This window comes from Nocardia sp. GTS18 (assembly GCF_013839555.1).
Classification (GTDB): domain Bacteria; phylum Actinomycetota; class Actinomycetes; order Mycobacteriales; family Mycobacteriaceae; genus Nocardia; species Nocardia rosealba.
Genome location: NZ_JACBIU010000030.1, coordinates 40,306 through 63,021 on the forward strand (window position 1 = coordinate 40,306; position 22,716 = coordinate 63,021).

Annotated in this window: 22 protein-coding genes; 14 read left to right on the forward strand and 8 right to left on the reverse strand. The window is 70.0% G+C overall.

Translation table 11 applies throughout. The annotated features are described in order from the left end of the window. Positions 1 to 6: 6 nt before the first annotated feature. Genes HYG95_RS20235 through HYG95_RS20255 form a run of 5 tightly spaced genes read left to right on the forward strand, consistent with a single transcriptional unit; the run spans position 7 to position 3,270 of the window. Positions 7 to 795, forward strand: a complete 789-nt coding sequence (locus tag HYG95_RS20235) for a ferritin-like domain-containing protein (RefSeq protein ID WP_181700029.1) — start codon at positions 7 to 9, stop codon at positions 793 to 795. Further along, entirely contained in the window at positions 795 to 1,331 is a 537-nt protein-coding gene (locus HYG95_RS20240) for a PaaI family thioesterase (protein ID WP_181700031.1), read from the forward strand. Before HYG95_RS20235 ends, HYG95_RS20240 begins: the two co-directional genes overlap by 1 nt. Beyond that, on the forward strand, positions 1,328 to 1,594 hold the full coding sequence (locus HYG95_RS20245) for an acyl carrier protein (RefSeq protein WP_181700033.1): 267 nt from the start codon (positions 1,328 to 1,330) through the stop codon (positions 1,592 to 1,594). The genes HYG95_RS20240 and HYG95_RS20245 overlap by 4 nt, the downstream gene beginning before the upstream one ends. Then, complete coding sequence (locus HYG95_RS20250; RefSeq protein WP_181700035.1) at positions 1,591 to 2,424, forward strand: cyclopropane-fatty-acyl-phospholipid synthase family protein; 834 nt, start codon at positions 1,591 to 1,593, stop codon at positions 2,422 to 2,424. Before HYG95_RS20245 ends, HYG95_RS20250 begins: the two co-directional genes overlap by 4 nt. 3 nt (positions 2,425 to 2,427) lie before the next feature. Continuing rightward, a complete protein-coding gene (locus HYG95_RS20255; RefSeq protein ID WP_181700037.1) occupies positions 2,428 to 3,270 on the forward strand; it encodes an acyl-ACP desaturase in 843 nt (280 codons plus the stop codon). A 57-nt stretch (positions 3,271 to 3,327) separates the two neighbouring features. On the opposite strand, the gene HYG95_RS20260 is transcribed toward HYG95_RS20255, so the two are convergent. Next, on the reverse strand, positions 3,328 to 3,795 hold the full coding sequence (locus HYG95_RS20260) for a PaaI family thioesterase (RefSeq protein ID WP_181700039.1): 468 nt from the start codon (positions 3,793 to 3,795) through the stop codon (positions 3,328 to 3,330). Positions 3,796 to 3,948: 153 nt separating this feature from the next. Here HYG95_RS20260 and HYG95_RS20265 point away from each other — a divergent pair, with 153 nt between their 5' ends. Beyond that, on the forward strand, positions 3,949 to 5,175 hold the full coding sequence (locus tag HYG95_RS20265) for a cytochrome P450 (RefSeq protein WP_181700042.1): 1,227 nt from the start codon (positions 3,949 to 3,951) through the stop codon (positions 5,173 to 5,175). Between the two features lie 97 nt (positions 5,176 to 5,272). Here the strand turns inward: HYG95_RS20265 and HYG95_RS20270 are convergent, their stop codons facing one another. Both HYG95_RS20270 and HYG95_RS20275 read right to left on the reverse strand, forming a co-directional pair. Continuing rightward, on the reverse strand, positions 5,273 to 5,974 hold the full coding sequence (locus HYG95_RS20270) for a hypothetical protein (protein ID WP_067639477.1): 702 nt from the start codon (positions 5,972 to 5,974) through the stop codon (positions 5,273 to 5,275). 88 nt (positions 5,975 to 6,062) lie between these two features. After that, entirely contained in the window at positions 6,063 to 7,001 is a 939-nt protein-coding gene (locus HYG95_RS20275; protein ID WP_181700064.1) for a PDR/VanB family oxidoreductase, read from the reverse strand. Positions 7,002 to 7,140: 139 nt separating this feature from the next. Here HYG95_RS20275 and HYG95_RS20280 point away from each other — a divergent pair, with 139 nt between their 5' ends. From HYG95_RS20280 to HYG95_RS20315, 8 genes are read left to right on the forward strand one after another with little or no spacing between them, the layout of a single operon-like run. Continuing rightward, positions 7,141 to 8,301 (forward strand): acyl-CoA dehydrogenase family protein, encoded by a 1,161-nt coding sequence (locus HYG95_RS20280; RefSeq protein ID WP_181700044.1) that lies wholly within the window; start codon positions 7,141 to 7,143, stop codon positions 8,299 to 8,301. 12 nt (positions 8,302 to 8,313) lie between these two features. Further along, positions 8,314 to 8,838 carry a YiiD C-terminal domain-containing protein gene (locus HYG95_RS20285; protein ID WP_181700046.1) on the forward strand — a complete coding sequence of 175 codons (525 nt, stop codon included), beginning with the start codon at positions 8,314 to 8,316 and terminating at the stop codon, positions 8,836 to 8,838. Beyond that, positions 8,835 to 9,701: an alpha/beta fold hydrolase gene (locus HYG95_RS20290; protein ID WP_181700048.1), complete on the forward strand. Its 867-nt coding sequence runs from the start codon at positions 8,835 to 8,837 to the stop codon at positions 9,699 to 9,701. Before HYG95_RS20285 ends, HYG95_RS20290 begins: the two co-directional genes overlap by 4 nt. Before the next feature lie 8 nt (positions 9,702 to 9,709). Beyond that, positions 9,710 to 10,840 (forward strand): ABC transporter ATP-binding protein, encoded by a 1,131-nt coding sequence (locus tag HYG95_RS20295; protein WP_181700049.1) that lies wholly within the window; start codon positions 9,710 to 9,712, stop codon positions 10,838 to 10,840. 31 nt (positions 10,841 to 10,871) lie between these two features. After that, the gene (locus tag HYG95_RS20300) at positions 10,872 to 12,239 is read left to right on the forward strand and encodes an ABC transporter substrate-binding protein (RefSeq protein ID WP_181700051.1); all 1,368 of its coding nucleotides are present in this window, start codon (positions 10,872 to 10,874) and stop codon (positions 12,237 to 12,239) included. Further along, complete coding sequence (locus HYG95_RS20305) at positions 12,239 to 13,096, forward strand: metallophosphoesterase (RefSeq protein WP_181700066.1); 858 nt, start codon at positions 12,239 to 12,241, stop codon at positions 13,094 to 13,096. Before HYG95_RS20300 ends, HYG95_RS20305 begins: the two co-directional genes overlap by 1 nt. Then, positions 13,096 to 14,049 (forward strand): carbohydrate ABC transporter permease, encoded by a 954-nt coding sequence (locus tag HYG95_RS20310; protein WP_181700052.1) that lies wholly within the window; start codon positions 13,096 to 13,098, stop codon positions 14,047 to 14,049. The genes HYG95_RS20305 and HYG95_RS20310 overlap by 1 nt, the downstream gene beginning before the upstream one ends. Next, entirely contained in the window at positions 14,039 to 14,851 is an 813-nt protein-coding gene (locus HYG95_RS20315; RefSeq protein WP_181700054.1) for a carbohydrate ABC transporter permease, read from the forward strand. Before HYG95_RS20310 ends, HYG95_RS20315 begins: the two co-directional genes overlap by 11 nt. 22 nt (positions 14,852 to 14,873) lie before the next feature. Here the strand turns inward: HYG95_RS20315 and HYG95_RS20320 are convergent, their stop codons facing one another. From HYG95_RS20320 to HYG95_RS20340, 5 genes are all read right to left on the reverse strand, one after another. Continuing rightward, positions 14,874 to 16,244, reverse strand: a complete 1,371-nt coding sequence (locus HYG95_RS20320) for an acetyl/propionyl/methylcrotonyl-CoA carboxylase subunit alpha (RefSeq protein WP_181700055.1) — start codon at positions 16,242 to 16,244, stop codon at positions 14,874 to 14,876. Beyond that, on the reverse strand, positions 16,241 to 16,777 hold the full coding sequence (locus tag HYG95_RS20325; protein ID WP_220139640.1) for an acetyl-CoA carboxylase biotin carboxyl carrier protein subunit: 537 nt from the start codon (positions 16,775 to 16,777) through the stop codon (positions 16,241 to 16,243). Before HYG95_RS20325 ends, HYG95_RS20320 begins: the two co-directional genes overlap by 4 nt. A gap of 80 nt (positions 16,778 to 16,857) precedes the next feature. Beyond that, on the reverse strand, positions 16,858 to 18,552 hold the full coding sequence (gene accD / locus HYG95_RS20330) for an acetyl-CoA carboxylase, carboxyltransferase subunit beta (RefSeq protein WP_181700057.1): 1,695 nt from the start codon (positions 18,550 to 18,552) through the stop codon (positions 16,858 to 16,860). Next, the gene (locus HYG95_RS20335; protein WP_181700058.1) at positions 18,549 to 20,117 is read right to left on the reverse strand and encodes a PfaD family polyunsaturated fatty acid/polyketide biosynthesis protein; all 1,569 of its coding nucleotides are present in this window, start codon (positions 20,115 to 20,117) and stop codon (positions 18,549 to 18,551) included. The genes accD and HYG95_RS20335 overlap by 4 nt, the downstream gene beginning before the upstream one ends. Then, positions 20,117 to 22,375, reverse strand: a complete 2,259-nt coding sequence (locus tag HYG95_RS20340) for a beta-ketoacyl synthase (protein WP_370465854.1) — start codon at positions 22,373 to 22,375, stop codon at positions 20,117 to 20,119. The genes HYG95_RS20335 and HYG95_RS20340 overlap by 1 nt, the downstream gene beginning before the upstream one ends. Positions 22,376 to 22,716 lie beyond the last annotated feature (341 nt).

Here is a 22,716-nt window from a genome sequence, read left to right on the forward strand (position 1 = left end):
TGCCTCGTGCACAGCTTTGACGTGTTCCGCCATTACGAACGCCTGCACTGGAAACTGAGCGATCTCGACCTGCCCGCCGTCGACCCGGCGCTGGTCCGCCCGGAGTACATCACCCTCGCCAAGAGCGCGGCCATGGGTGAATCGAACGTGATCGCCGCGGTGCACGGCTTCCTCAACGAATTCGTCGACGACTACGACTTCTCCACCTTCGCGGTGGTGTGGGGCTATCAGGAAGTGCAGCACCACTACGCGTTCCGCTCCTGGCTCGGCGCGATCGGCGAGGACGTCGAGGACCGCGCCGTCGACGCCATGCGCGAGCCCTACGCACCGGGCAGCACGCCGTCGGCGACCCTGGCCACCAATATCATCTCCGAGCTCACCGTCAACCACGTGTACCGCGCGGTGTCGAGCTGGGTGGCCGAACCGGTGCTGAAGCAGTTGCTGCTCAACGCCAGTCGCGACGAAGCCGGGCATGCGCGCGAATTCATCCACTACACCAACGAGCGATTGAAGAAGCGCCCCGAGGAACTGCCCTCGGTGCTCGAAACCTTGTACGTCTACAGCTCCGAGGCCAAGATCAAGCACCCGGTGAGCACCTTCAAGGCAGGCATCGCCGAACTCGGCGACCACGAGACCATCGACACCGGCTTCGAGTTGTTCCTCGAGCAGGTCGCCGCCGAAGGCGAGCTGGAGGTGCTGCACGACAAGGTGCGCCGCACCTTCGCCTCCATCACCGGGCTCGACCTGTCCAGCAACGCGAAGGTGCGTCGCGCGCTGGCCGACGCCATCGCCTGATGACTGCCGCCGACGCCGTCGTGGTGCCGTGGTCGGTGATCCCCGACTACCACTGCTTCGGCTGCTCCCCACACAATGCCGCCGGGCTGCGCCTGAGTTTCACCCCGCGCCCCGACGGCGCGCTGGAGGCCACGTTCCGGCTCGGGCGGGCCTTCGAGTCCTATCCCGGTGTCGTACACGGTGGTCTGATCGGCGTGGTGTGCGACGAGGTGATGGGCAACCTCATCGTGCTCGCGCGCAACGTACCCGCCTTCACCGTCTCCCAGCGCACCCGTTTCCTCACACCCCTGTTGATCGATCGCGAATACCGCTGCGTGGCAATGCTTCCGCCCGAGCGCGGGCCGGGCCCGATCGCCGCGCACGCGGAGATCCTCGACGCCGACGGCGCGGTGTGCGCGTCGTCGACGGCCACCTACCAGCCCTTCGATCTGCACACGGTCCGCGACCAGCTCACCCTCGACGACGACGAAGTCGCCCTGCTCGACCACGCCCTGTCCACGGCGAAAACCTTCTCCCCGAACGGAGCCCGGCCATGACAACCACTTCCGCCGACACCATCCTGCGCACGGTCACCGAGATCGCGATCTCCGAAACCGGCCTACCCGCCGCCGAGCTGACCCCCGACGCCGACCTGCGCGCCATGGCCGGCGTCGATTCAGTGCGGGTGCTGCGGATGATCGCCCGCATCGAGCGCACCTTCGACATCGAGCTCGAGGACTCCGACGTCTTCGGCATGTCCACCCTGGCCGAGGTCACCGCCGTGGTGGAGCGCTCTGTCCGCGAGGGGCGGTCGGCATGACGGTCGTCGCCGATACCAATCAGCACTACGATCTCGATCCCGACGTCTTCGGCGAGTTCCTCGATCCGCTGCGCAAATACAGTGCGGCACTGTACGAATCCGCCGACGACACCCTGGAGACGGCACAGCGCAACAAGCTGCGTTTCGTCGCCGAGCGGCTCGGGCTGCGCGGCGGGGAACAGCTGCTCGACGTGGGCTGCGGCTGGGGTTCGCTGATCCTCTACATGGCGAGCGAATTGGGTTGCCGCACACTGGGAATCAGCCCGGCTCCCCGGCAGCACGACTACATCGCCGCGCAGGCCGCCGCACGCGGGGTGAGCGATCTGGTGCGCACCCGCGTCGGGCATTTCGAGCACCTCGACCTGCCCGCGCGCGGCTTCGACTCCGTCACCCTGCTCGGCTCGATCGTGCACATGCCCGAGCCCGACGAGGTGTTCCGCCGTGCCAAGGCGGTGCTGCGCCGCGGCGGCACCCTCTACGTGTCGGAGAGCTGCTTCCGCAACGCGGCCACCCGCACCGCGTTCGACGATCGCGTCGGCACCGGGTTCGTCCGCGAGGACATCTTCGGTTTCGGTGAACTGCGCCCACTCTCGGAACTGGTCGCGGCCGCCGAGAACGCAGGCTTCTCGGTGATCTCGGTGGACGACCTCACCGCGAACTACCGGCGCACGATCGAGGACTGGATCGCCAATGTCGACGCCGCCGCCGACCGCATCGACGCGCACGGCGCCGGCCTGGCGGCCAAGCTGCGCCACTATCTCGAGATCGCCAACGCGGGCTGGGGTTACACCACCAAGCACTACGCGCTGGTCTGCCGGAATGCCAGGTAGGACATGATCAGCACACCGGGGCTGCTGCCCGTGACCGAGCTGACCGCCGCGGTCGACGGCTTCCTCGCCGCCTCCCCCGCGGCCCGCGCCTGGGACGTGGAGACCGCCTTCGACTGGACGGCCGCCGACGCGGGCAGGCTCACCGAGGGACAACGATCCGCGGTCCAGTTCGTCACCCTCATCGAAGACCACCTGCCCGGCTATTTCGATGTCTACCACCGGCATTTCCCGGTCGACGACAGCGTGGATCTGCCGACCTTCGAACACAATCGGGAGCTCTACCACTTCACCGTGCGGTGGGCGCTCGAGGAGGACACCCACGCCAGGGCACTGGCCCGCTACCAGGAGGCAGCGGGCATGGCCGAACGGTCGACGCTGCGTACGGAATTGGCGATCGAAGGCCACAAACCGTTCGACCTGCCCTACGACCATCCCGTGCAGTTCTTCGCCTACGCGCTGGTGCAGGAGAAGGCGACGCAGATGTACTACCAGCAGCTGCGCGACGTCGTCGCCGATCCGGTGCTCGCCGCGGTCCTCACCCGGCTGTCCCGTGACGAGGCAAGACATTTCAGCTTCATGGCCGAGGTGGTGACCCGGTACCTGCGCCACGACGGTGACGCGGTGGTTGCGCCGATCCGCGACGTGATCGCCCATTTCCGGATGCCGCTGTCGGACACACTGCGCGGCTACTGGCGGTGGGCGCTGCGCATCGCCGAGGTCGCCGACTACGACCACACCGCCGCTTACGAACACCTCGTGAAGGTGATCGACCGCGCGGTCGACACGCGAACCGAGCCGATCGACGAGCTCGTCGCGTTCGTCGAGAGCTGCCGTTCGCTGGCCTGACCCGACGGCACCGGCCCCGCCCCTGATCGGTTCGGGCGCGGGGCCGGTGCCGTGCGGTCAGTTGCCCTGTGCCAGTACGAGAATCGTCGTGGTGCCGTGGGCGATGAGCTTGCCCGCAGCGTCGGTGATGCGCCCCTCCGCGGTAGCGGTGCGCCGCCCGACGTGCACGGCGGTGGCGTCGCAGGTGAGCCTGCTGCCGTCCAGTGTCACGGCCCGGATGAAGTTCACCTTCAGTTCCAGCGTGGTGTAGGCGATGCCGTCGCCGAGCTCGGTGAACACCGCGCTGCCCATGGCGGTGTCCAGGAGGGTCGCCAGGACACCGCCGTGCACCGTGAACATCGCGTTGATGGTCGCCGGATTCGGGTCGAGATAGTAGCGTGCGCGCCCTTTCGACGCGCTTTCCAAGCGAATTCCGAGTGAATCACCGACGCCCAGTTTTTCTCGCAGTCCGCGTTCGAATACCGCGGTCAATTCGTCGACCCGCCGCTGCGCGATCACGTCGACGTCCATGTCGGTACTTGTCATGATTTTCCTCCCTGCGGACGATTTGCCTCCCATTCGAGCAGCCTTGGGTGAATTGCGGTTTGCCGCAGCCCATTCCATGCCGAACTCCGATTGCCTGATCGGGATCGCGCGCACCCGGCGAATCGTTCGCCGGACGCCGGTACCGTCGGTCAGATGGCCGACACCACCGCTGCTCCCCGCGTCGAGTCCATCGGCGCCGACTTCTTCGACGATCCGCACGCCCACTACCGGCGCTGGCGCGCCGCGGGCCCGGTCCATCGGGTCCGCTTTCCCGACGACGTGGTCCGCTGGGTGATCATCGGCTACGCCGAAGCCCGTGCGGCGCTGGCCGATCCGCGCCTGGCCAAGGATGTCGGACAGGTCGAGGCGATCCTGCACGAGAAGCGCCGCGTTACGCGGTCGGACCCGAATGTGAGCGCGCTGCTGAGCCACATGCTCGGCACCGACCCGCCGGCGCACACGCGCCTGCGCAAGCTGGTGAACAAGGCGTTCACCGCCAAGCAGGTCGCCGGGCTGCGTCCCCGCATCGAGCAGATCACCGAGGACCTGCTGGACGCGACCGCCGACCGCGACGAGTTCGATCTGATGGAAGAGTTCGCCAATCCCCTACCGGTGACCGTGATCTGTGAGCTGCTCGGGGTGCCGTTCGCCGACCGTGACGATTTCCAGGCTTGGACCCGCGCACTGGTCACCGTCGTCGGCGAGGGCGAGGACGAAGAGCGCCCGGCCGCAGGCGCCGCCATGGTCGGCTATCTGGCCGATCTGGTGCGGGCCAAGCAGGCCGATCCGGCCGACGATCTGCTCTCGGAACTGGTGCTGGCCGACGACGACGGCGACCGGCTCACGGACAAAGAGCTGGTGTCGATGGCGTTCCTGCTGCTGGTCGCCGGACACGAGACCACCGTCAATCTGATCGGCAACGGTATGAACGCGCTGCTGCGCGACCGGGCACAGTGGCAGGCGCTGTGCGCCGACCCGGCGGCGGTGCCCCGCGCGATCGAGGAGTTCCTGCGGTTCGACGGGCCGGTCGACATGGCCACGGTGCGCTACACCGCCGAGCCGGTCACCCTCGGCGGCACCGAGATCCCGCCGGGTGAACTCGTCTACGTGTCGGTGGCGGCCGCCAATCGCGATCCCGCACGGTTCACCGATCCGGACACTCTCGCCACCGATGGGCATACCACCGGGCACCTGGCGTTCGGCCACGGCATCCATTTCTGTGTCGGCGCTCCGCTGGCCCGGCTCGAGGCCACGATCGCCGTCACCGCCCTCCAGCGCCGTTACCCCGACCTGCGGTTGGCCCCGGCAGCCCTGACGCCACGCTGGCAGACCAGCACGCTCATCCGCGGTCTGCTCGCATTGCCCGTGCTGACGCGCTGATCGCATCGAAGCCGGACGGCGAAAGACCCCGCCCGATCGCAGGATCGGGCGGGGTCGGGTGTCCCCCGGTCGCTCTATACCGGGTCTTCGACCACCGTTACTTCGCCGGTGCGTTGAACGGCTGGTTGATGGTGGTGAAGTACTGGATCGCCGCGCCGATGGCCACGGGCGCGGTGATGAAGATCTGCCCGGCCAGGGTGCCGAGCGCGCCGACGGCGAGGATGCCGCCGATGCAGCCGACCGCGGCGGCGGGCAGGAACGGGCCGAACAGGCCGACGATGGTGGCCGCGGCGACGGTGGCGCCGACGATGCCGCCGAGCACGCAACCCACCGCGGCGCCGCCGATCCCACCGACCAGGGTGCCGATGGCGGCGCCGGTGGAGATGGTGGTGGTCAGCCTGGTCCAGGCCGCAACCTCACGCTCGTATTCGCTCTTCCACGGTGCCTTGTCCTCGAAGGGCAGGGCGACCGGCTTGTAGACGGCCTGCGAGGCATCCAGCTGCGGGCTCAGGGTCGCCGTGTTGCCCGCGATCTCGGCCACGATGGGCAACTCGAACTCGTCCAGCCGGAAGGTCAGCGGGGTGGCGGCGACGGTGGTGCCGTCGGGCGCCTTCACCTTGAACGCGCCGTCCTCGACGACCATGGAGCCGGCACCTGTGGTGATGACGGACTTACCGGCCACTTCCTGCGCAGTGAACTCGATCGGGGCGGGGGCCTGGGCCGACGCCGAGCCGGTGATACCGGCCGTGACGCCGATCGCGGCGGCGAGCAGCGCCGCGGCCGCAGCAGATTTCCTCATCGTATATTTCTTCCTCTCACATTCCCGGACGGGAATCGGGCGCGTCCGTTACGCGCACGTTCTGGGGGACAACCGATTCCGCGCGTGCTCACAGGTCGAGCACCAGGACGCCGGAGTGGGCCCGCGAGACGCAGAGCATCATCGTGGCGCCGCTGTCGCGTTCCTCCGCGGTGAGCAGCGAGTCGCGGTGATCCACCTCGCCGTCGAGCACCGGGGTCTCGCAACTGCCGCAGGTGCCTTCGCGGCACGAGGTGAGCACCGCGATGCCCGCCGATTCGAGGACGTCGACGATGGACCGGTCGGCCGCCACCCGCAGCGTGCGGCCGGTCTGCGCCAAGCGGATCTCGAAGGCCGTGTCGGCTCCGGCGGGCACGACCGACTGTGGCACGAAGCGTTCGGTGCGCACGGTGACACCGCCCAGCGCGCCCGCTGCCTCGACCGCCGCCAGCAGCGGTTCGGGACCGCAGCAGTACACGGTCGCGTCCGGCCGGTCGGCCAGGATCTGCGCGATCGGCAGCAGCCCGGCCTCGTCCTGCGGCACCAGCCGCACCCGGGCGTCCGCGGCGAGGACGTCGGCGAAGACCATGTGCGCGCGGCTCCGGGCGCCGTAGTGCAGCGTCCAGTCCGCACCCGCCCGGTCGGCGGCGGCGATCATCGGCAGGATCGGGGTGATCCCGATCCCGCCCGCCACGAAGGTGTACCGCGCGGCAGGTATCAGCTCGAAGTTGTTGCGGGGCACCGAGACCGACAGTGCGGTGCCGGGCAACGCTGTCCGGAACAGTGCGGCCGAACCGCCCCTGCCACGGGGTTCGTGCAGCACCGCGATCCGCCAGTGGTCCCGGTCGGTGGGGTCACCGCACAGCGAGTACTGGCGCACCCCGGCGGCACCCACCGCCACGTCGATGTGCGCGCCCGGCGTCCAGGCGGGCAGTTGCCCGCCGTCGACCGCGGCGAGCACCAGGGCGAACACCGCGTCGGCTTCCTCGGTGCGGTCGATCACCCGCACCCTCACTTCGGTCATGCCCATCCCCTCGGCGGAATCGTTGTCGAGATCACCGTGGTGCAGCGGCGCCCGGTTCGCCGCCGTGGCATGGCGAGACGATTGGACCGATCGACGTTCACTATCGCCCCGGCCGCCGACCTGCCCGCCGCCCGAAACTGGCGGCATGACTCCCGTGTCGGAACTGGTCGACAGGACCAGGCAGTTCGTTCGAGATCACGTCATTCCGGTGGAACGCGAGGTCGTGGTCGGTGGCCGGGTCACCGACGACGCCCTGCGCCTCGATTTGCAGAAGAAGGCCAAGGAAGCCGGTGTCTTCGGCCCCCTGTCCGATCCCGCCTACGGCGGCCTCGGCCTCGATACCAGGGCGCAGGCCGAGGTGCTCGAGGCGGCGGGCGCCAGCCTGCTCGGCCCACTGGCGGTCAACGCCTGGGCTCCCGACGACGGCAACATCCACCTGCTGGCCGCGGTGGCGAACCCCGAACAGCAGCAGCGGTATCTGGCCCCGCTGGCCTCCGGCAAGGTGCGCTCGGCCATCGCCATGACCGAGCCTGCCCCGGGTACGGGCTCGGATCCGCGGATGCTGGCGACCGTGGCCGAGGAGACCGACACCGGCTGGGTCATCAACGGCCGCAAACACTTCACCACCGGCGCGCAGGGCGCCGCGTTCACCATCTGTGTCGCCGCGACCACGGACGGTCCGACGATGTTCCTGGTGGACCAGGACAATCCCGGCCTGCGGGTGGGGCGTCGGATGCCGACGCTGGATCACACCAGTGCCCCAGGCGGGCACTGCGAGGTCGAGTTCGTGGACTGCGAAGTCGACGAGTCCGCGATCCTCGGCACCGTCGGCGGCGGCCTCGACCTGGCGCAGGCGCGGCTGGCACCGTCGCGGCTGGTGTTCTGCATGAACTGGCTCGGACTGGCGGTGCGCGCCCAGCAGCTGGCCGCCGAGCACATCACCGGCAGGCAGTCGTTCGGGGTCCCGATCGCCGACCACGGTATGGCACAGGGCTTGATCGCCGACAACGAGATCGACATCGCCGCCGCGCGCAGCCTGGTCCGGGCCACCGCCGCCACGATCGACGAGCACGGCGCCACCTCCGGGCAGGCCAGGCACGAGGCATCGATCACCAAGACCTTCGTCTCCGAGGCGGTGTGGCGGGTGCTCGACCGCGCGGTGCAACTGCACGGCGGGCTCGGCGTCTGCGAGGACTACCTGGTGGCCCGATTCCTGGTGGAGGCCAGGGCTTTCCGCATCTACGAGGGTCCGTCGGAGGTGTTGCGCTGGTCGATCGCGCGGCGCGTCCTGCGCGGGCCGCGCTGAGAGGACGACGAGATGACCCGCAGCATCGCCGGATTCGGCGCCGCTTACCCCGCCCTCGACCCCGACGCCGTCGACTTCGGCTATCTGCGCGACGCCTCGCAGGCGCTTGTACCGTTCGGCGCGCACGTCGGCACTCTGATCACCGAGATCTCGGCCACGCGTTCGGTGGTCGAGATCCCCGCCGAACCGGTGATGTGCAACCACATGGGCACCGTCCACGCGGGCGCGCTGTTCACCGCCGCCGACATCGCGGGCGCCGCGGCGTTCGTCGGCGCGGCCGCGCACCGCCTGCACACCATCGACCGGCTGATCCTGCGCGGCGGCACCGCCGCCTACCGGAAGCCGGCGCGTGGCCGCATCCGTGCGGTCGCCGGCGTCGAAGCCGCGGAGCTGGCCATGATCCTGGCCGCCACCGCGAACGCCCGGTACGGCCTTTCCGGCCGCGCCGAACTGCTCGACGACAACGACGTGCTCACCGCCGAATTCACCTTCGACTACGTGTGCGATGTGCGCATCGCCGGAACGGACACCGCATGACCGCCACGACCCCTGACACCAGCACGGTCGAGACCGTCGACGGTGTGCGGTTCACCGTGCGCTGGCTGGCCGCCGCCGACCCCGGCACCCCGGTGGTGCTGATCCTGCCCGCGATGGCGATGAAGGCCCGCAACTACCAGTCGCTGGCCAAGGCGCTGCACGCCACCGGGCTGTCGGTGGCCACCGTCGATCTGCGCGCGCACGGCGAGGCGGAGCCCGCGCTGGGCGAGCACACCGACTTCGGGTACCGCGAGATGCTCGAAATCGACCTGCCCGCCATCGTTTCCGCGATCGAGGAGCGCTTCCCGCAGGCACCGCTGCACCTGTTCGGGCACAGCCTGGGTGGCCAGCTTGCCCTGCTGTTCGCTGCCGCCGAACCCGAGCGGGTCGCCGGGGTGACCGTGATCGGCACCGGCACCGTGTTCTGGTGGGCGTTCGGTCCGCGCCGCTGGTTCGAGGCGCTGAGCCAGATCCAGTGGATCGGTCTGGTCGCCCGCGTCAAGGGGCACTGGCCGGGTGGGGTGCTGATCCCGGCGCCGATGCCGGGCGGGGTGATGGTCGACTGGTCGATCCACTCGCTGACCAGCTACTACCGCCCGCGCGGCACCACCCGTCGCTACAACTCGCTGCTGGCGGAGATGACGCTGCCGGTGCTCGCGATCTCGCTGTCCGATGACGTGCTCGGCCCGAAGTCCAATGTCGACTTCCTGGTGTCGCGCATGCCCGCCGCACAGGTCACCCAGTGGCACATCGACGCGGACTCCGCCGTCGAGCACCGCGATCACTTCGCCTGGTTGAAGGATTCGCCCGCGATCGCGACCCAGGTGTCGCGCTGGATCACCACCGGCTCCGCGCCGGCCTGAGGAGAGACGTGGCACGACTGCAGATCCAGGCGGTGTCGAAGAAGTTCGACACCGACTACGCGGTGCGCGAGGTGAGCCTCGACATCGCCGACGGCGAATTCATGGTGCTGCTCGGCCCCAGCGGCTGCGGCAAATCGACCCTGCTGCGGATGATCGCCGGCCTGGAGGAACCGAGCGAGGGCCGGATCCTGGTGGGCGGCACCGACGTCACCGACGCCGCGCCGCAACGACGCGACCTGGCGATGGTGTTCCAGAGCTATGCGCTCTACCCGCACCTGTCGGTGGCCAAGAACATCGGCTTCCCGCTGCGGGCCCGGCGCAGGCCGCGCGCCGAGATCGCCGAGCGGGTGGCGGAGGTGTCGGCGACCTTGGAGTTGTCGGCGCTGCTGGACCGGCGCCCGGTGGCACTCTCGGGTGGACAACGGCAGCGAGTCGCGTTGGCGCGGGCCATGGTTCGCGATCCGGGCGCGTTCCTGATGGACGAGCCGCTGTCCAACCTCGACGCCAAACTGCGCAGTGCGACGCGCGCGGAACTGATCGCGCTGCACCAGCGGTTGGGGGCGACGTTCCTCTACGTCACCCACGACCAGGTCGAAGCGATGACGATGGCCTCGCGCATCGCGCTGCTCAACGAGGGCCGGGTCGAACAGTGCGGCACACCCGCCGAGCTCTACGACCAGCCCCGCTCGACCTTCGTCGCCGGATTCCTCGGCGCGCCACCGATGAATCTGTTCCCCGCCGTCGTCACCGCGGCCGACGGCAGGCTGCGGGTGACCGCCGACGGGGTCGACGCCGCCCTCGCCATCACCGACGAGCTCGACGCCGCTACTCCGGTGATCGCGGGCATCCGCCCCGAACGCCTGCGCATCGACCCCGCGGCCAACGATGTCCGCGGCACGGTGCGCATGGTCGAGAACCTGGGCAGCGAGGAACTGGTGCATCTCGACGCGGGCGCGACCAGCTTGTGCGTGCGTGCCGCGCGCCCGGCCGGGGTCGCCGCGGGTGAGGACATCACCCTGCGCGTGGATCCCGCCGATATCCACCTGTTCGACCCCGACACGGGCTTGCGGCTGGCCTGGCGTGCGCCGCAACCGGATTCGCCGAAGGCCGTGGACGCGGCGGCCGTGCCCGTCCCCTGATTTCCCGCACCACTCGATGAGGAGAACCACCATGAAACGCACCTTGCCCGTCCTGGGCGTGGTGTTCACCACCGCCGTCGCCCTGAGCGGCTGCGGTCTGGGCGGCACCGTGTCCTCGGACACCACTTCCACCGCGCAGATCCCGGAGCTGAAGCCCGACCAGCAGGTCTCGATCACCTTCGAGTCCTACAATTACGGTCTCGCCGGTGCCTGGACCGATACGTTCAACGCGCTGATCGCCGACTTCGGCAAGAAGTACCCCAATATCAAGGTGACGGCGCAGAAGCCGCAGGGCAACAGCCCGAACCCGGCCACCGACACCATCTCCAGCATCCAGAACCAGATGGTCGCGGGCACCCCGCCCGATGTCGCGCAGCTCGGTTTCTCCGATCTGGACTTCACCATCAACCAGCTGCAGGCCAAGCCGATCGACACGCTCGTCGGCACGCAGGAGGTGGCCCGCAATTTCGACGGTCGCCACGCCTACGCACCGCGCGCCCGCGTCCTCGACGACTGGAACGGCCACACCTTCGGCGTGCCGTTCGTGTTCTCCACCCCGGTGCTGTACTTCAACGCCTCGCTGTTCACCGAGGCCGGGCTCGATCCGGCCGAGCCCCCGGCCACCTGGGCCGAGGTCGCCACCACCGCACAGCAGATCGCCGACCGCACCGGTAAGGGCGGTGTGTACATCGACTGCCTGACCAAGACCGCCAAGGACTGGTGCTTCCAGTCGCTGGTGCGTTCCAACGGCGGCCGGGTCATCTCCGAGGACCGGCGCACCCTCACCTATGCCGACGCGCCCGTCGTCGAGGTGACGCAGATGGCGCAGAACCTGGTGAACTCGGGCAGCATGCCCAAGCTCAACCAGAAGCAGGGCTACGAGGCGTTCGCGCGCGGTGAGATCGGCATGATCCTCGAGACCAGCGCGATCCAGGGCACCTTCGTCACCGGTGCCAAGGACAAGTGGGATCTGCGTTCGGCGGCGATGCCCGCGTTCGGTGACAAGCCGACCGTGCCGACCAATTCCGGTGCGGGCCTGCACATCCTGTCCAACGATCCGGCCGAGCAGCGGGCCTCGTGGGAGCTGATCAAGTTCCTCACCAGCGAGGAGTCCTACATCAAGATCGCGCAGAACATCGGCTACCTGCCGCTGCGCACCGGCCTGCTCGACCAGCCCGACGGCCTGCAGGATTGGGCCGCGAAGAACCCGCTGCTGAAGCCGAACGTCGCCCAGCTCGCCACCATGGAGCCGTGGGTTTCCATGCCAGGCAACAACTATCTGCAGATGCGTGACGGCATGATGGACGCGGTCGAGGCGATCGTCTTCCAGGGCAAGGATCCGCAAGCGACCCTGACCGCGGCGCAGGCCGAGGGCGCCAAGCTCATCCCGGCGGCATGATGAGTGATCTGACCATCGTCCAGCTCACCGACACCCACCTGCGTCCGGCCGGTGAGCTCGTCCACGGTGTCGTCGACACCGACGCCAACCTCGCGCGGGTGCTCACCCAGCTGCGCGCGGCCGGGCAGCACGTGGATGCCCTGGTGCTCTCGGGTGACCTGTCCGACAACGGGTCACCCGAGGCGTACCGGCGGCTTCGGGCGGCCGTGGAGCCGGTCGCGGACGAGCTCGGCGCCGAGATCGTCTACGTGATGGGCAATCACGACGAGCGGGTGGCCTTCGGCGAGGAGCTGCTCGATCTCGCCCCCGGTTCGGTTGATGCGGCCCTGCCGCACGATTCGTGCGTCGAGATCGCGGGCCTGCGAGTCATCGTGCTCGACAGCACGACACCACTGCGGCACGAGGGCAGGCTCGAACTCGAGCAGCTGGCCTGGCTGACCGAGCGGCTGCGCGTGCCCGCGCCGCGCGGCACCCTGCTCGTGCTGCACCATCCGCCGATTCCCTCGCCGGTCGCCACCGCCGACTTCCTCAAGCTCGAGGACGCCGAACGGCTGGCCGACGTGCTCGCGGGCTCCGATGTGCGGATGATCCTGTGCGGGCACAATCATCTGACCGCCGCGGCGGCGGTGGCGGGGATCCCGGTGTGGATCGGTCCGGCGCTGTCGTATCGGATCGATCCGATGGCTCCAGTGGGCAGGCACCGTGGGCTGGCCGGATTCGGCTACAGCCGCATCGACCTCATCGGCGAGACGATGCTCGCGACGGCTGTCGAGGCGACTCCGGCGGTCTCGGTCTACGACCGGCCCGAGGCCGAGGTGCTCGAGCAACTCGCGGCGATCGCCGCGCGGACGCGGTGATGTTCGTCATCGACGATCGGCAGGACCCGGCCCAGGCGGTGCCGAGCACCGCCGCAGCGGGTCCGCGCCGGTTCACCCGCCGCGCCCTGACCCGTCTCGTCGCGCCCTACCTCTATCTTGCGCCCGCGCTCGTCCTGTTGGTCGTGTGGACCTATCAGCCGCTGGCCCAGGCGGTCGAGCTGTCCACGTATTCGTGGAACCTGCTGCCTACGGCCCCGATGAAACCGGTCGGCACCGCCAATTACGAACGGCTGCTGGACCTTCCGGCATTCTGGGGATCCCTCGGCCGCACCGCGACCCTGATCCTCGGGTTGCTGCCGTTCACGGTGCTGCTGCCGGTGCTCATCGCCCTGGCGAGCCGGCGCGTGCACGGCCGGGCCCGGACCGTCTATCAGGCGCTGGTGTTCGCGCCGTTCCTCGTCGCGCCGGTCGCCGCCGCGGCGGTGTGGCGGTGGCTGCTGCATCCGGGCACCGGATTCGTCGACCAACTGCTCGGCACCGGCCACAACTGGGTCTACGACGCCTCGACCGCACAGGCGGTGATCATCGCGATCACCGGTTGGCAGCTGCTCGGTTTCGCGACGCTGGTGGTCTGGGCCGGACTGGCCGGGATCAGCGGCGACTACAGCGAAGCCGCGCGGGTCGACGGGGCGACACCGGGGCAGATCCGGCGCTGGATCACGCTGCCCCTCCTCTCCCCCACCCTGTTTTTCCTGGTACTCACCACCGTGCTGCTCAGTCCCACCCTGTCCTTCCCCCTGATCGACTCGATGACCCAGGGCGGTCCGTCGCAGGCCACGACCAACATCTACTACCTGCTCTGGGACTACGCGTTCCACAGCTTCGACGCCGGGCTCAGCGCCGCGGCGGGTGTGCTGTTGTTCGTCGGCTTCGGCGCGCTGGCCGCGGTGCTGGTCTGGATATCGGAAAAGGTTGCCGTCCATGATGATTGACCGTCTGCGCGCGGCGGGCAGCCACCTGCTGCTCGCCGGCACGGCGCTGCTGTGTGTATTCCCCATCTACTGGCTGTTCGCCACAGCACTGCGCCGGCCCGAGGACGTCACCTCGCTCGCGCCGTTGCCGTGGCCGCTGTCGATCGACAACTACCTCGACGCGGCGCAGAAGGTGGATGTCGCGGGCCTGATCGCCAACACGTTCTTCGTGGCGATCCTGTCCGCGGCCGGGCAGCTGCTCATCGCGCTGCTCGCCTCGTACGCGTTCGCCATGTACACCTTTCCGCTCCAGCGGCTGATGTACCTGGCGTTCGTCGGCGTCTGGCTGGTGCCGTTCCAGGTGACCATGCTGCCCAACTACATCCTGCTCAACGAGCTGGGCCTGATCAACACGCTCATCGGCTGCGTGCTGCCGACCCTGTGCTCGGCGCTGGGCGTGCTGCTGTTGCGCCAGCACATGTCGGCATTCCCGAAGGAGCTCATCGCGGCCGCGAAAATGGACGGCCGCTCCTCCTGGGCCATCCTGTGGACCGTGGTCGTCCCCAACCTGCGCCCCGCGCTGGCCGCCCTCGGCATCCTGCTGTTCATCAACGCCTGGAACGAATACTTCTGGCCCGCCGTGGTGCTGCGACAGTCCAACGACGTCCTCCAGCTGGGCCTGCGCAGCTTCATGGGCACCGAAGGCGACCAGTGGGGCCCCATGATGGCCCTGGCCAGTCTCGCCTGCCTACCGGTCCTGTTGCTCTACCTGGTGTTACAGCGCCACATCGTGAACGCCTTCGTCCGCTCGGGTCTCAAGTGAGCACCCGGATGTTCCTCGCCGTCTACGACGTCACTGCGGCCGGGGTGTTCAGGTCGCCGATGAGGGCGGTGTCATGGGTGGCGGCCCGGAAGCGCGGGTGATCGAGGATGTCGTGCAGGAAATCGGTGGTGGTAGCCACGCCCGGTCCGGCGATGGTGGTTTCGGCGAGGGCGCGACGCATCCGGGCAATCGCTGTCGGCCGATCCGGCCCCCACACGATGACCTTGGCCAGCAGCGAATCGTAGTGTGGCGGAACCGCATAGCCTGGGGCGATATGGGTGTCCACACGAACGAATGGACCGGCAGGGAGCTCACACCGGGTGAGGGAGCCCGGGGCGGGGGCGAACCCGCGTTCGGGGTCTTCCGCATTGAGGCGGCATTCGATGGCGACACCCTCGGGCCTGCGATCGGCGCCGAGGGTCAGTGGTTCGCCCGCGGCGATGCGCAGTTGTTCGGCGACCAGGTCGACCCCGGTGACCATCTCAGTTACCGGATGCTCGACCTGCAGGCGGCAGTTGACCTCCATGAAGTAGAACCGGCCGTCCGGGGCCAGCAGGAACTCCACGGTGCCCGCCCCGACGTAACCCGCTGCCGCACAGCCGCGGACGGCCGCGGCGCCGATGCGGTCGGCGAGGTCCGGCGCCAGTCCGGGGGCAGGCGATTCCTCGACCAGCTTCTGATGCCTGCGCTGCAGCGAACAGTCACGCAGACCCAGGTGCCGGACGGTGCCATGGGTGTCGGCGAGGATCTGCACTTCCACGTGCCTGGCCGATTCCAGGTAGCGCTCGACATAGAGCCTGCCGTCACCGAAAACGGCGGCGGCCGCGGCCCTGGTGTGCTGCCAGGCCGTGGCGAACTCGTCGCCGTCGCGCACCACCCGCATCCCGCGGCCACCACCGCCGGCGACGGCTTTGATGATCACCGGGTAGCCGATCTCGTCGGCCAGGGCCCGTGCCGCGTCGGGGTCGTCGACGGCGTCGCGGCTGCCCGGCAGCAGGGGCAGGCCCGCGTCGGCCATCAGCGCACGGGCGGTCGACTTGTCACCGAGCCGGGCCATGACCGCCGACGGTGCGCCGACGAACACGAAGCCCTCCGCCTGGCACACCTCGGCGAAATCCGGATCCTCCGAGAGGAATCCGTAGCCGGGGTGGATCGCGTCGGCGCCGGTGGCGCGGGCCGCCTCGATGATCGCGGGGATCGACAGGTAGCTGCGTTTGGCCGGGGCCGGACCGATCTGGACGTGTTCGTCGGCCAGGTGCACCGCCGCGGAGTCACGGTCCGCGGCGGAGTGCACCGCCACGGTGGCGATGCCCAGTTCGCGGCACGTACGGATGACCCGTACCGCGATCTCCCCGCGGTTGGCGATCAGGACCTTGCCGAAGGGGCGCGTCATCGCAGCGCCTCGAACACGATCAGGGCCTGGCCGTGTTCCACGGCGTCACCGTTGTCGACGAGGATCTCCGCCACCACGCCCTCTCGCGCCGCGGTGACCGGGATCATCAGCTTCATCGCCTCGATGATGCCCACCTGTTGGCCGGCGCGCACGGGGTCGCCCACCGCCACGAACGGTGCGGCACCGGGTTCCGGCGCTCGATAGAACACGCCGACGGTCTCGGCGGTGAGCGGGAAGGTCGATGCGGCGCCGTTGTCGGCGGGCCTGTCCGCCCTGGCTGCGCCCCCGTCGGTGGGTTCGGTCGGGACGAGAACCAGATGTCCCGCCGGCTCACCCTCGCCGACGGCCGCCGCGGGGCGCTCGCCCCAGGTGATGCACAGCGACACCGGGCCGTTGGCGACCGTCACCGAGGTCGGGGCGGACCCGGTGGCGCCCACCGTCATGGCGTGGCGGCTGAGCACCGCGAGGCTGTGGTCCGCTTCGGTCGGGCTCACGGCCCGCACGGGAGGGTCGTTGGTCACGGACTCGGTCATCGGTTCTGCTCCTGAATCTTGGTGTGCGGGTTGGTCGGTACTACACAAGCTCTGTCGCGAAGCGGTCAACGGATGGCGGATCAGGAAGCCGACCACGAGGTCTCCGGGAGGTCGCGGGCCAGGCCGTAGCCGCGGAAACGGTTGTGCCGCTGGGCGATCAAATCGGCACTCGGGCACGCCGCCAGCTCATTGACGGCTCGGCGCACCGCCCGCCGCAGCAGCGCCGCCGCGCCGACGGGATCGCGGTCGGCGCCACCGGCCGGTTCGGGGACGACGGCGTCGGCGATGCCGAGCTCGAGCAGCGCGGCCGCGTCCACCCGCAGGGCGGCGGCAGCACGGGGCGCGGCGGCCGGGTCCTTCCACAGGATGGCCGCACAGCCCTCGGGGCTGATCACCGAGTAGATCGCGTTCTCGCACACCAGGACCCGATCGGCCAGTGCCAGCGCGAGCGCGCCGCCGCTGCCGCCTTCCCCGGTGATCACGGTGACCACCGGCACGGGCAGTCCGGCCAGCAGCTTCAGCGATTCGGCGATGGCCACCGCCTGGCCCTGTTCCTCGGCCTCGATGCCGGGATAGGCGCCCGCCGTGTCCACCAGCGTGACGACGGGCCTGCCGAGCTTGGCGGCCAGGCGCAGCACCCGGACCGCCTTGCGATAACCCGCGGGGGTGGGCATCCCGTAGTTGCGTTCGGTGAGTTCGGGTCCGGTGTGGCCCTTCTGGGTGCCGAGCACCACGACCGGCAGGCCGTCGAGGCGGGCCAGGCCCGCGATCATGGCGGGGCAGTCGGCCGACATGCGGTCGCCGTGCAGTTCGACGAAATCGTCGAAAGCACCGGCGAGATAGTCCAGGGTGGTGGGCCTGCCGAGCCTGCGGGCCGCGCGCACGCGATCCCAGGATTCGCCGACGGTGAGGGCGGCGGGGTCGGTGATCACGGCGTCGGCCTCGCCGGGCTCGGTGCGGTGCGGTGGTGGGGTGGTCATCGCGACCAGGCGGGCGAGCCGGGTACGCAGCGCCCAGCGATGGCAGATCATGTCGACGATGCCGTGCTCGAGCAGGAATTCCGCGGTCTGGAAGCCCTCGGGCAGGGTCTGGCCGATGGTCTGCTGGATCACCCGCGGGCCCGCGAAGCCCAGTCGCGCACCGGGTTCGGCGACGATGATGTCGGTGGCGGTGGCGAACGACGCCGCGACGCCGCCGTAGGTGGGGTCGGTGATGATCGAGACGGTCAGCACGCCCGCGTCGTCGAGGCGGCGCAGCGCCCGGCTGGTCTTGGCCATCTGCATGAGCGCGACGATGCCCTCCTGCATCCGCGCCCCGCCGGATGCGGTCACGAGCACCAGCGGCGCCCGGTCCGCCAGCGCCGCTTCCGCCGCCGCGGTCACCGCCTCGCCGACGGCACTGCCGAGACTCCCGCCGAGGAAGCGGAAGTCCATGACCGCCAGCACGATCGGTGTGCCGTCGACGGTGCCGCGCACGCAGCGGATCGCGTCGGGCAGCTCGGTGCTCTCGCGCGCCTGGCTGATCCGTTCGGGGTAGGCGCGGGTGTCGGTGAAGCCGAGCGGGTCGGTGACGGTGGCCGCGGTGGCGATCGGCTCGGCCGAGTCCGCGTCGAGAAGCTGGTCGACGCGCTGGTCGGCGGTGAGCATGCCGTGGCCGTCGCATTCGGGGCACACCCGGCTCGCCCGCTCGTAGCGTTTGCGGTAGATCATCGTGTCGCAGGCCGGGCACAGCATCCAGGCCGTTCCGGTGGTCGCGGTGGTGTCGACGACGGTCATCGGTCCTCCAGCGGACGTGGGACGTAACGGGCGCAGGCGGCGGGCAGCCGCACACCCGCGGTGCGCAGCTGGGCGACGCGGGTGAGATAGGCGGCGCCGAACAGGAGCTGGTCGGCGATCTCGGCGACGGCGCGGTTCTCCGGGGCGGCGAGATGGGTCCCGGCCGTCCAGGTGTTGAAGGCGCCCATCGCGGGGCCGCACCAGATCTGGTAGTCGGTGACCCGGTCGGCGTCGCCGCGGATGCTCCAGCCCGAGGACAGGCCGAGGTACCAGCGGAACACCAACGCCATCCTGGCTTTCGGGTCCCGCTCCGCGCCGGTCAGCTGGGCCGGGTCGCGCTCGGTGAAGTACCGGACGCACTCCTGCCACACCTCGTCGAGCGGCCTGCGGAACAGGGTGGCTTCCAGCTCGGCGCGCAGCGCGGTCGGCAGCGCGTCGAGCCCCGGGTAGGCGCGGTAGGTGTCGTAGAGCTTCTGCGCGCGGGCCGCGAACATCGTGCCCCGGCGCAGCACCTGCACCTGCACTCCGAGTTCGAACATGTCCGAGGAGGGCGACATGGCACAGTCGGCGAACTCGGCGCGCGCCAGCAGAGTCTTGGTGGCACCGCACTGCGCCGCCTCGACGGCCGACTGGTTGACCGACCCGGTCACCACGTAGGCCGCGCCGAGTCCGAAGGCGGCCGCGACGGCGTCGGGTGTGCCGAGCCCACCGGCGGCGCCGATCCGGACGCGGTCGGCGCCGGGCACCGTGGCGGCCAGGCGATCCCGGGCCGCGATCAGTTCCGGCAGCAGCACCGTCAGCGGCCTGCGGTCGGTGTGGCCGCCGGAGTCGGCTTCGGCGGTGATGTCGTCGGCCATCGGCACCTGTTCGGCGAGGCGGGCCTGCGCGGCGGTGATCCGGCCCGCCGCCACGAGCTCGCGCAGCAGCCGGGCCGGTGCCGGACGCAGGAACAGTTCGGCCACCTCGACCCGGGAGACCTTGGCGATCACCCGGTGCCCGATCTCGATGCCGCCCCGCTGGTCGACACCGAGGCCGAGGGCTCGATAGCGCACGACCTCGGCGGTCAGGTCCATGAACGCGGACGCCTCCACGCAGCGGACACCGTGCCGCAGGCACGAGTCGACGATCGCACGTTCCAAGGCGGGTTCGCTCGGACTGTGGATGAGGTTGCAGGCGAACGGCTTTGCGCTCAGGTCGGCGGCGAGCTCGCCCAGTGCCGCGTCGACCGTGGCCGGCGCGACGCCCGCGGCGCCGTAGGCGGCCAGGTAGCCGTGCCGCGCCATGGCTTTCACCAGAGCGGGTGAGGCGATGCCGTTGGCCATCGCGCCCGCGGCGTAGGCCGCGCGGACACCGTGGGCTGTGCGGAACGCACTGTCGCCGAGCCGTTCCGGCGGGAGCGGCCCGACCGCGGCGAGCACCTCGGCACGCGCGGCGACGGTCTGGTCCGCGGTGGCACCGACCTGTCCGTCGGCGCGGACGATCCAGACCGGCGAGTCCAGATCGAGCAGCAGGGCCGTGATGGCCTCGGTGGTGGTGGCGACCGCCACGGTGCGCATCGTGGTCATCACGCTCTCCGATCGACGAGTTCGACGGCCAGGTCGGTCACTTCGTAGATGCGCAGGCCCGGCTTCCACAGCGAGCCGTCCACCACCGCTGTCACCCCGTGTGGTCCGCGATGCAGCGCCTTGACGTGGGCTTCGAGTTCCACGGTGCCGTCGGTGGGCAGGAACTGACCGCGGTAGCGCCAGCTGAAGGGAATATCGGCCGGGATGCGGAACACCGGGTCGGCCATGCTCGCTGCGTGACCGGCGTCCAGCAGCCATTCCTGGACGGCGTGGATCACCGATTCGACGCCGAGTGAGCCGGGGATGACCGGGTCGAGGTGGAAGTGGCGGTCGAAGAACCAGTCGGCCGGGTCGATGGGCCGCATCGAATGCAGGTATCCCGCACCGTGTTTGCCGCCGCCGTCGACCACGTCGACCTGGTCGATGAGGGCCAGTGTGCGGCGCGCGCACAGGGGTGCGTGCGGGTCGGCGCGGCGGGCGGCCACGTCGATCGTCCGGACTTCGGCCGCCGGGTTCTCGGCCAGCCAGGACGGTGCGGGGCGCCCGGCGTCGAGCCCGGTCTGGTTGGCGAGGGCCTCGTCGCCGAAGTAGCCGAACATGGTCTCGCCGGTGTAGAAGGGCGCGCCGTCGACGCTGAGCGTGTAGTCGAAGGTCTGCAGGGAGGAGCCGGGCAGGATCGTCGTCGACAGCAGCCGCGAGGACTGTTCTATGGTGCGGTCGCGCAGGTCGACCTGGCGCAGGACCGTCGCCGTGCCGCCGAGATTGCGCAGGCTGAGAGTTGTACCTGGCTGGGTCAGCGTAGGTCCCGCGTAGTAGCCCATGAGCAGGGCCGCCTGCAGCGAGGTCTCCATGTACACGAAATGCGGCATGGATTCGTTGGCGGTGTCGGCGTAATACCAGGAGTCGGCGGGCGAGTCGTATTCGGTGGTGTACGCGGCGTGGTCGAGAGTGCCGCGCGCACCGTCGAATTCGCGTACCCGGTCGACCAGGAGCAGGCCGCCGGTGGGCAGTCGGGTCGCGCGGACGCCGGTGTACTCCGCGAACTCGGGGCCCATGGCGATCGCCTGGTCGCCGCGAGCGAGGTGGGTCATGTGGAATTCGTTGAGCAGCAGGCTCGGTACGGCCTGGCCGGGTCCGACGCCCGCGCCCGGCGCCTCGGTGACGGTGACCTCGACGGACAGATCGGGCTCCCCTGCGGAGAAGCTCGCCGTGCCCGTGACGTGCGGGCGGGGTACGAGATCCAAGGCGCTCACGACGAGCTCCAAGGTGTGGTGGGCCGCGACGCGTCCGGCGACAACAGAACCGGTCGAATAGCCCTGGCCCACGGGAGGTGCAGGGGAGCTCGGCGGTCGAAGTGGCACGGTCGCCGCGGTCGATGCGCTCCCCGACAGGCACAGGTGCATGCCGGTGAACAGCGCGAACACCTCGGCGGCCTGGCGGGCGGCGGCGTCGGGCGCGCCGTCGTACCGGGCGACGACCCGGCCGTCACCGGTACCGCCGTACAGCTCGATCGCCTCGATCGCGTCGAGTACCAACGGTTCTCCAGCGGCCAGGCGCGCCGCGACCTCGACTCCGTCGCGCCGGTAGCCCGGCCCGAACACCTCCGCGATCGCGCCCGCGGTGAGCGCCTCGAGGGCCGCGCGGTCCAACTCGGTGCGCGTGGTGCGAGCCAGTGGCTTGAACGCGCCCTCCCTGGCGGCGACGGACGCACGGGATGCTCGATCGCCGACCGGTGCTGTGACGCCGACCGGTGCCGTGCCACGGTGCCCGGGCACTGCCGCGCCGGGACCTGCCACGGCCCGTTGTGCGCCCGCGCGCGGGGCCGCGATCCCGGTGTCGGGTAGTTCGGCGCTGGTTTCGCCTGCGGACACCTCGCGGTTCGCGGGTGATTCGACAGCGGCACCGAATGCCCGAGCCTGATGCCCGCCGAGAACGGCGGTGGAGATTCTTGCGTCGTCGGCTGCGCCACCGGGTACACCGTGGAGCGCGAACGATGTCCCCTCACCGGCGGGAACCACAGCGGAATCCGCCGCACGCTGTTGACCCCGAACGGCGATGGAGTCCGTCGCACGGACGCCAACGCTGTTGCTGGGCAGGGGTGTTCCCACAGCCCGCGTCCACAGCGCACGCTGTAGGGCGACTTGCGCGGCGAGGGCGGCGCGGTGGGCGGTGACGACGCCGGTGCGGAGCTCGGCGATGGCGGCTCGAGGTGCGGCGGCGCTCGCCTCACTCGTCTCGGCGATCGCGGGCGCTCCCACATGTGTGGCACGGTCCCCTGCGGACTGGGCGTCATCCGGCGTCTGCCGAGTGAATTCCACTGCGCGCCCACCGGGCACAATCGCGTGCCCGGCGGGCTCCACTGCCGAGGCGGGGTCAGTCGTCCGGCTCGCGGATTCGGGGGCGGGCCGGTGGGGTGCGGAGTAGGGCGCCGGCCGGGCAGGTGCGGAGTCGGGCACCCACCGCGCGGGTACGGAGTCAGGCACCGACCGCGCGGGTACGGAGTCAGGCACCTCAGGCACCGACCGCGCGGGTGCGGAGTCGGGCGCTGGTCGGGCGGGTGGTGCGGTGTGCTGCGGCGCCGTCAGGGCGGGTTGGGCGG

Coding starts and splice junctions, on each gene's coding strand:
- HYG95_RS20240 (WP_181700031.1), top strand. CDS start 795: ATGACTGCCGCCGACGCCGTCGTGGTGCCGTGGTCGGTGATCCCCGAC.
- HYG95_RS20245 (WP_181700033.1), top strand. CDS start 1,328: ATGACAACCACTTCCGCCGACACCATCCTGCGCACGGTCACCGAGATC.
- HYG95_RS20250 (WP_181700035.1), top strand. CDS start 1,591: ATGACGGTCGTCGCCGATACCAATCAGCACTACGATCTCGATCCCGAC.
- HYG95_RS20255 (WP_181700037.1), top strand. CDS start 2,428: ATGATCAGCACACCGGGGCTGCTGCCCGTGACCGAGCTGACCGCCGCG.
- HYG95_RS20260 (WP_181700039.1), bottom strand. CDS start 3,795: ATGACAAGTACCGACATGGACGTCGACGTGATCGCGCAGCGGCGGGTC.
- HYG95_RS20265 (WP_181700042.1), top strand. CDS start 3,949: ATGGCCGACACCACCGCTGCTCCCCGCGTCGAGTCCATCGGCGCCGAC.
- HYG95_RS20270 (WP_067639477.1), bottom strand. CDS start 5,974: ATGAGGAAATCTGCTGCGGCCGCGGCGCTGCTCGCCGCCGCGATCGGC.
- HYG95_RS20275 (WP_181700064.1), bottom strand. CDS start 7,001: ATGGGCATGACCGAAGTGAGGGTGCGGGTGATCGACCGCACCGAGGAA.
- HYG95_RS20280 (WP_181700044.1), top strand. CDS start 7,141: ATGACTCCCGTGTCGGAACTGGTCGACAGGACCAGGCAGTTCGTTCGA.
- HYG95_RS20285 (WP_181700046.1), top strand. CDS start 8,314: ATGACCCGCAGCATCGCCGGATTCGGCGCCGCTTACCCCGCCCTCGAC.
- HYG95_RS20290 (WP_181700048.1), top strand. CDS start 8,835: ATGACCGCCACGACCCCTGACACCAGCACGGTCGAGACCGTCGACGGT.
- HYG95_RS20300 (WP_181700051.1), top strand. CDS start 10,872: ATGAAACGCACCTTGCCCGTCCTGGGCGTGGTGTTCACCACCGCCGTC.
- HYG95_RS20305 (WP_181700066.1), top strand. CDS start 12,239: ATGAGTGATCTGACCATCGTCCAGCTCACCGACACCCACCTGCGTCCG.
- HYG95_RS20310 (WP_181700052.1), top strand. CDS start 13,096: ATGTTCGTCATCGACGATCGGCAGGACCCGGCCCAGGCGGTGCCGAGC.
- HYG95_RS20315 (WP_181700054.1), top strand. CDS start 14,039: ATGATGATTGACCGTCTGCGCGCGGCGGGCAGCCACCTGCTGCTCGCC.
- HYG95_RS20320 (WP_181700055.1), bottom strand. CDS start 16,244: ATGACGCGCCCCTTCGGCAAGGTCCTGATCGCCAACCGCGGGGAGATC.
- HYG95_RS20325 (WP_220139640.1), bottom strand. CDS start 16,777: ATGACCGAGTCCGTGACCAACGACCCTCCCGTGCGGGCCGTGAGCCCG.
- accD (WP_181700057.1), bottom strand. CDS start 18,552: ATGACCGTCGTCGACACCACCGCGACCACCGGAACGGCCTGGATGCTG.
- HYG95_RS20335 (WP_181700058.1), bottom strand. CDS start 20,117: ATGACCACGATGCGCACCGTGGCGGTCGCCACCACCACCGAGGCCATC.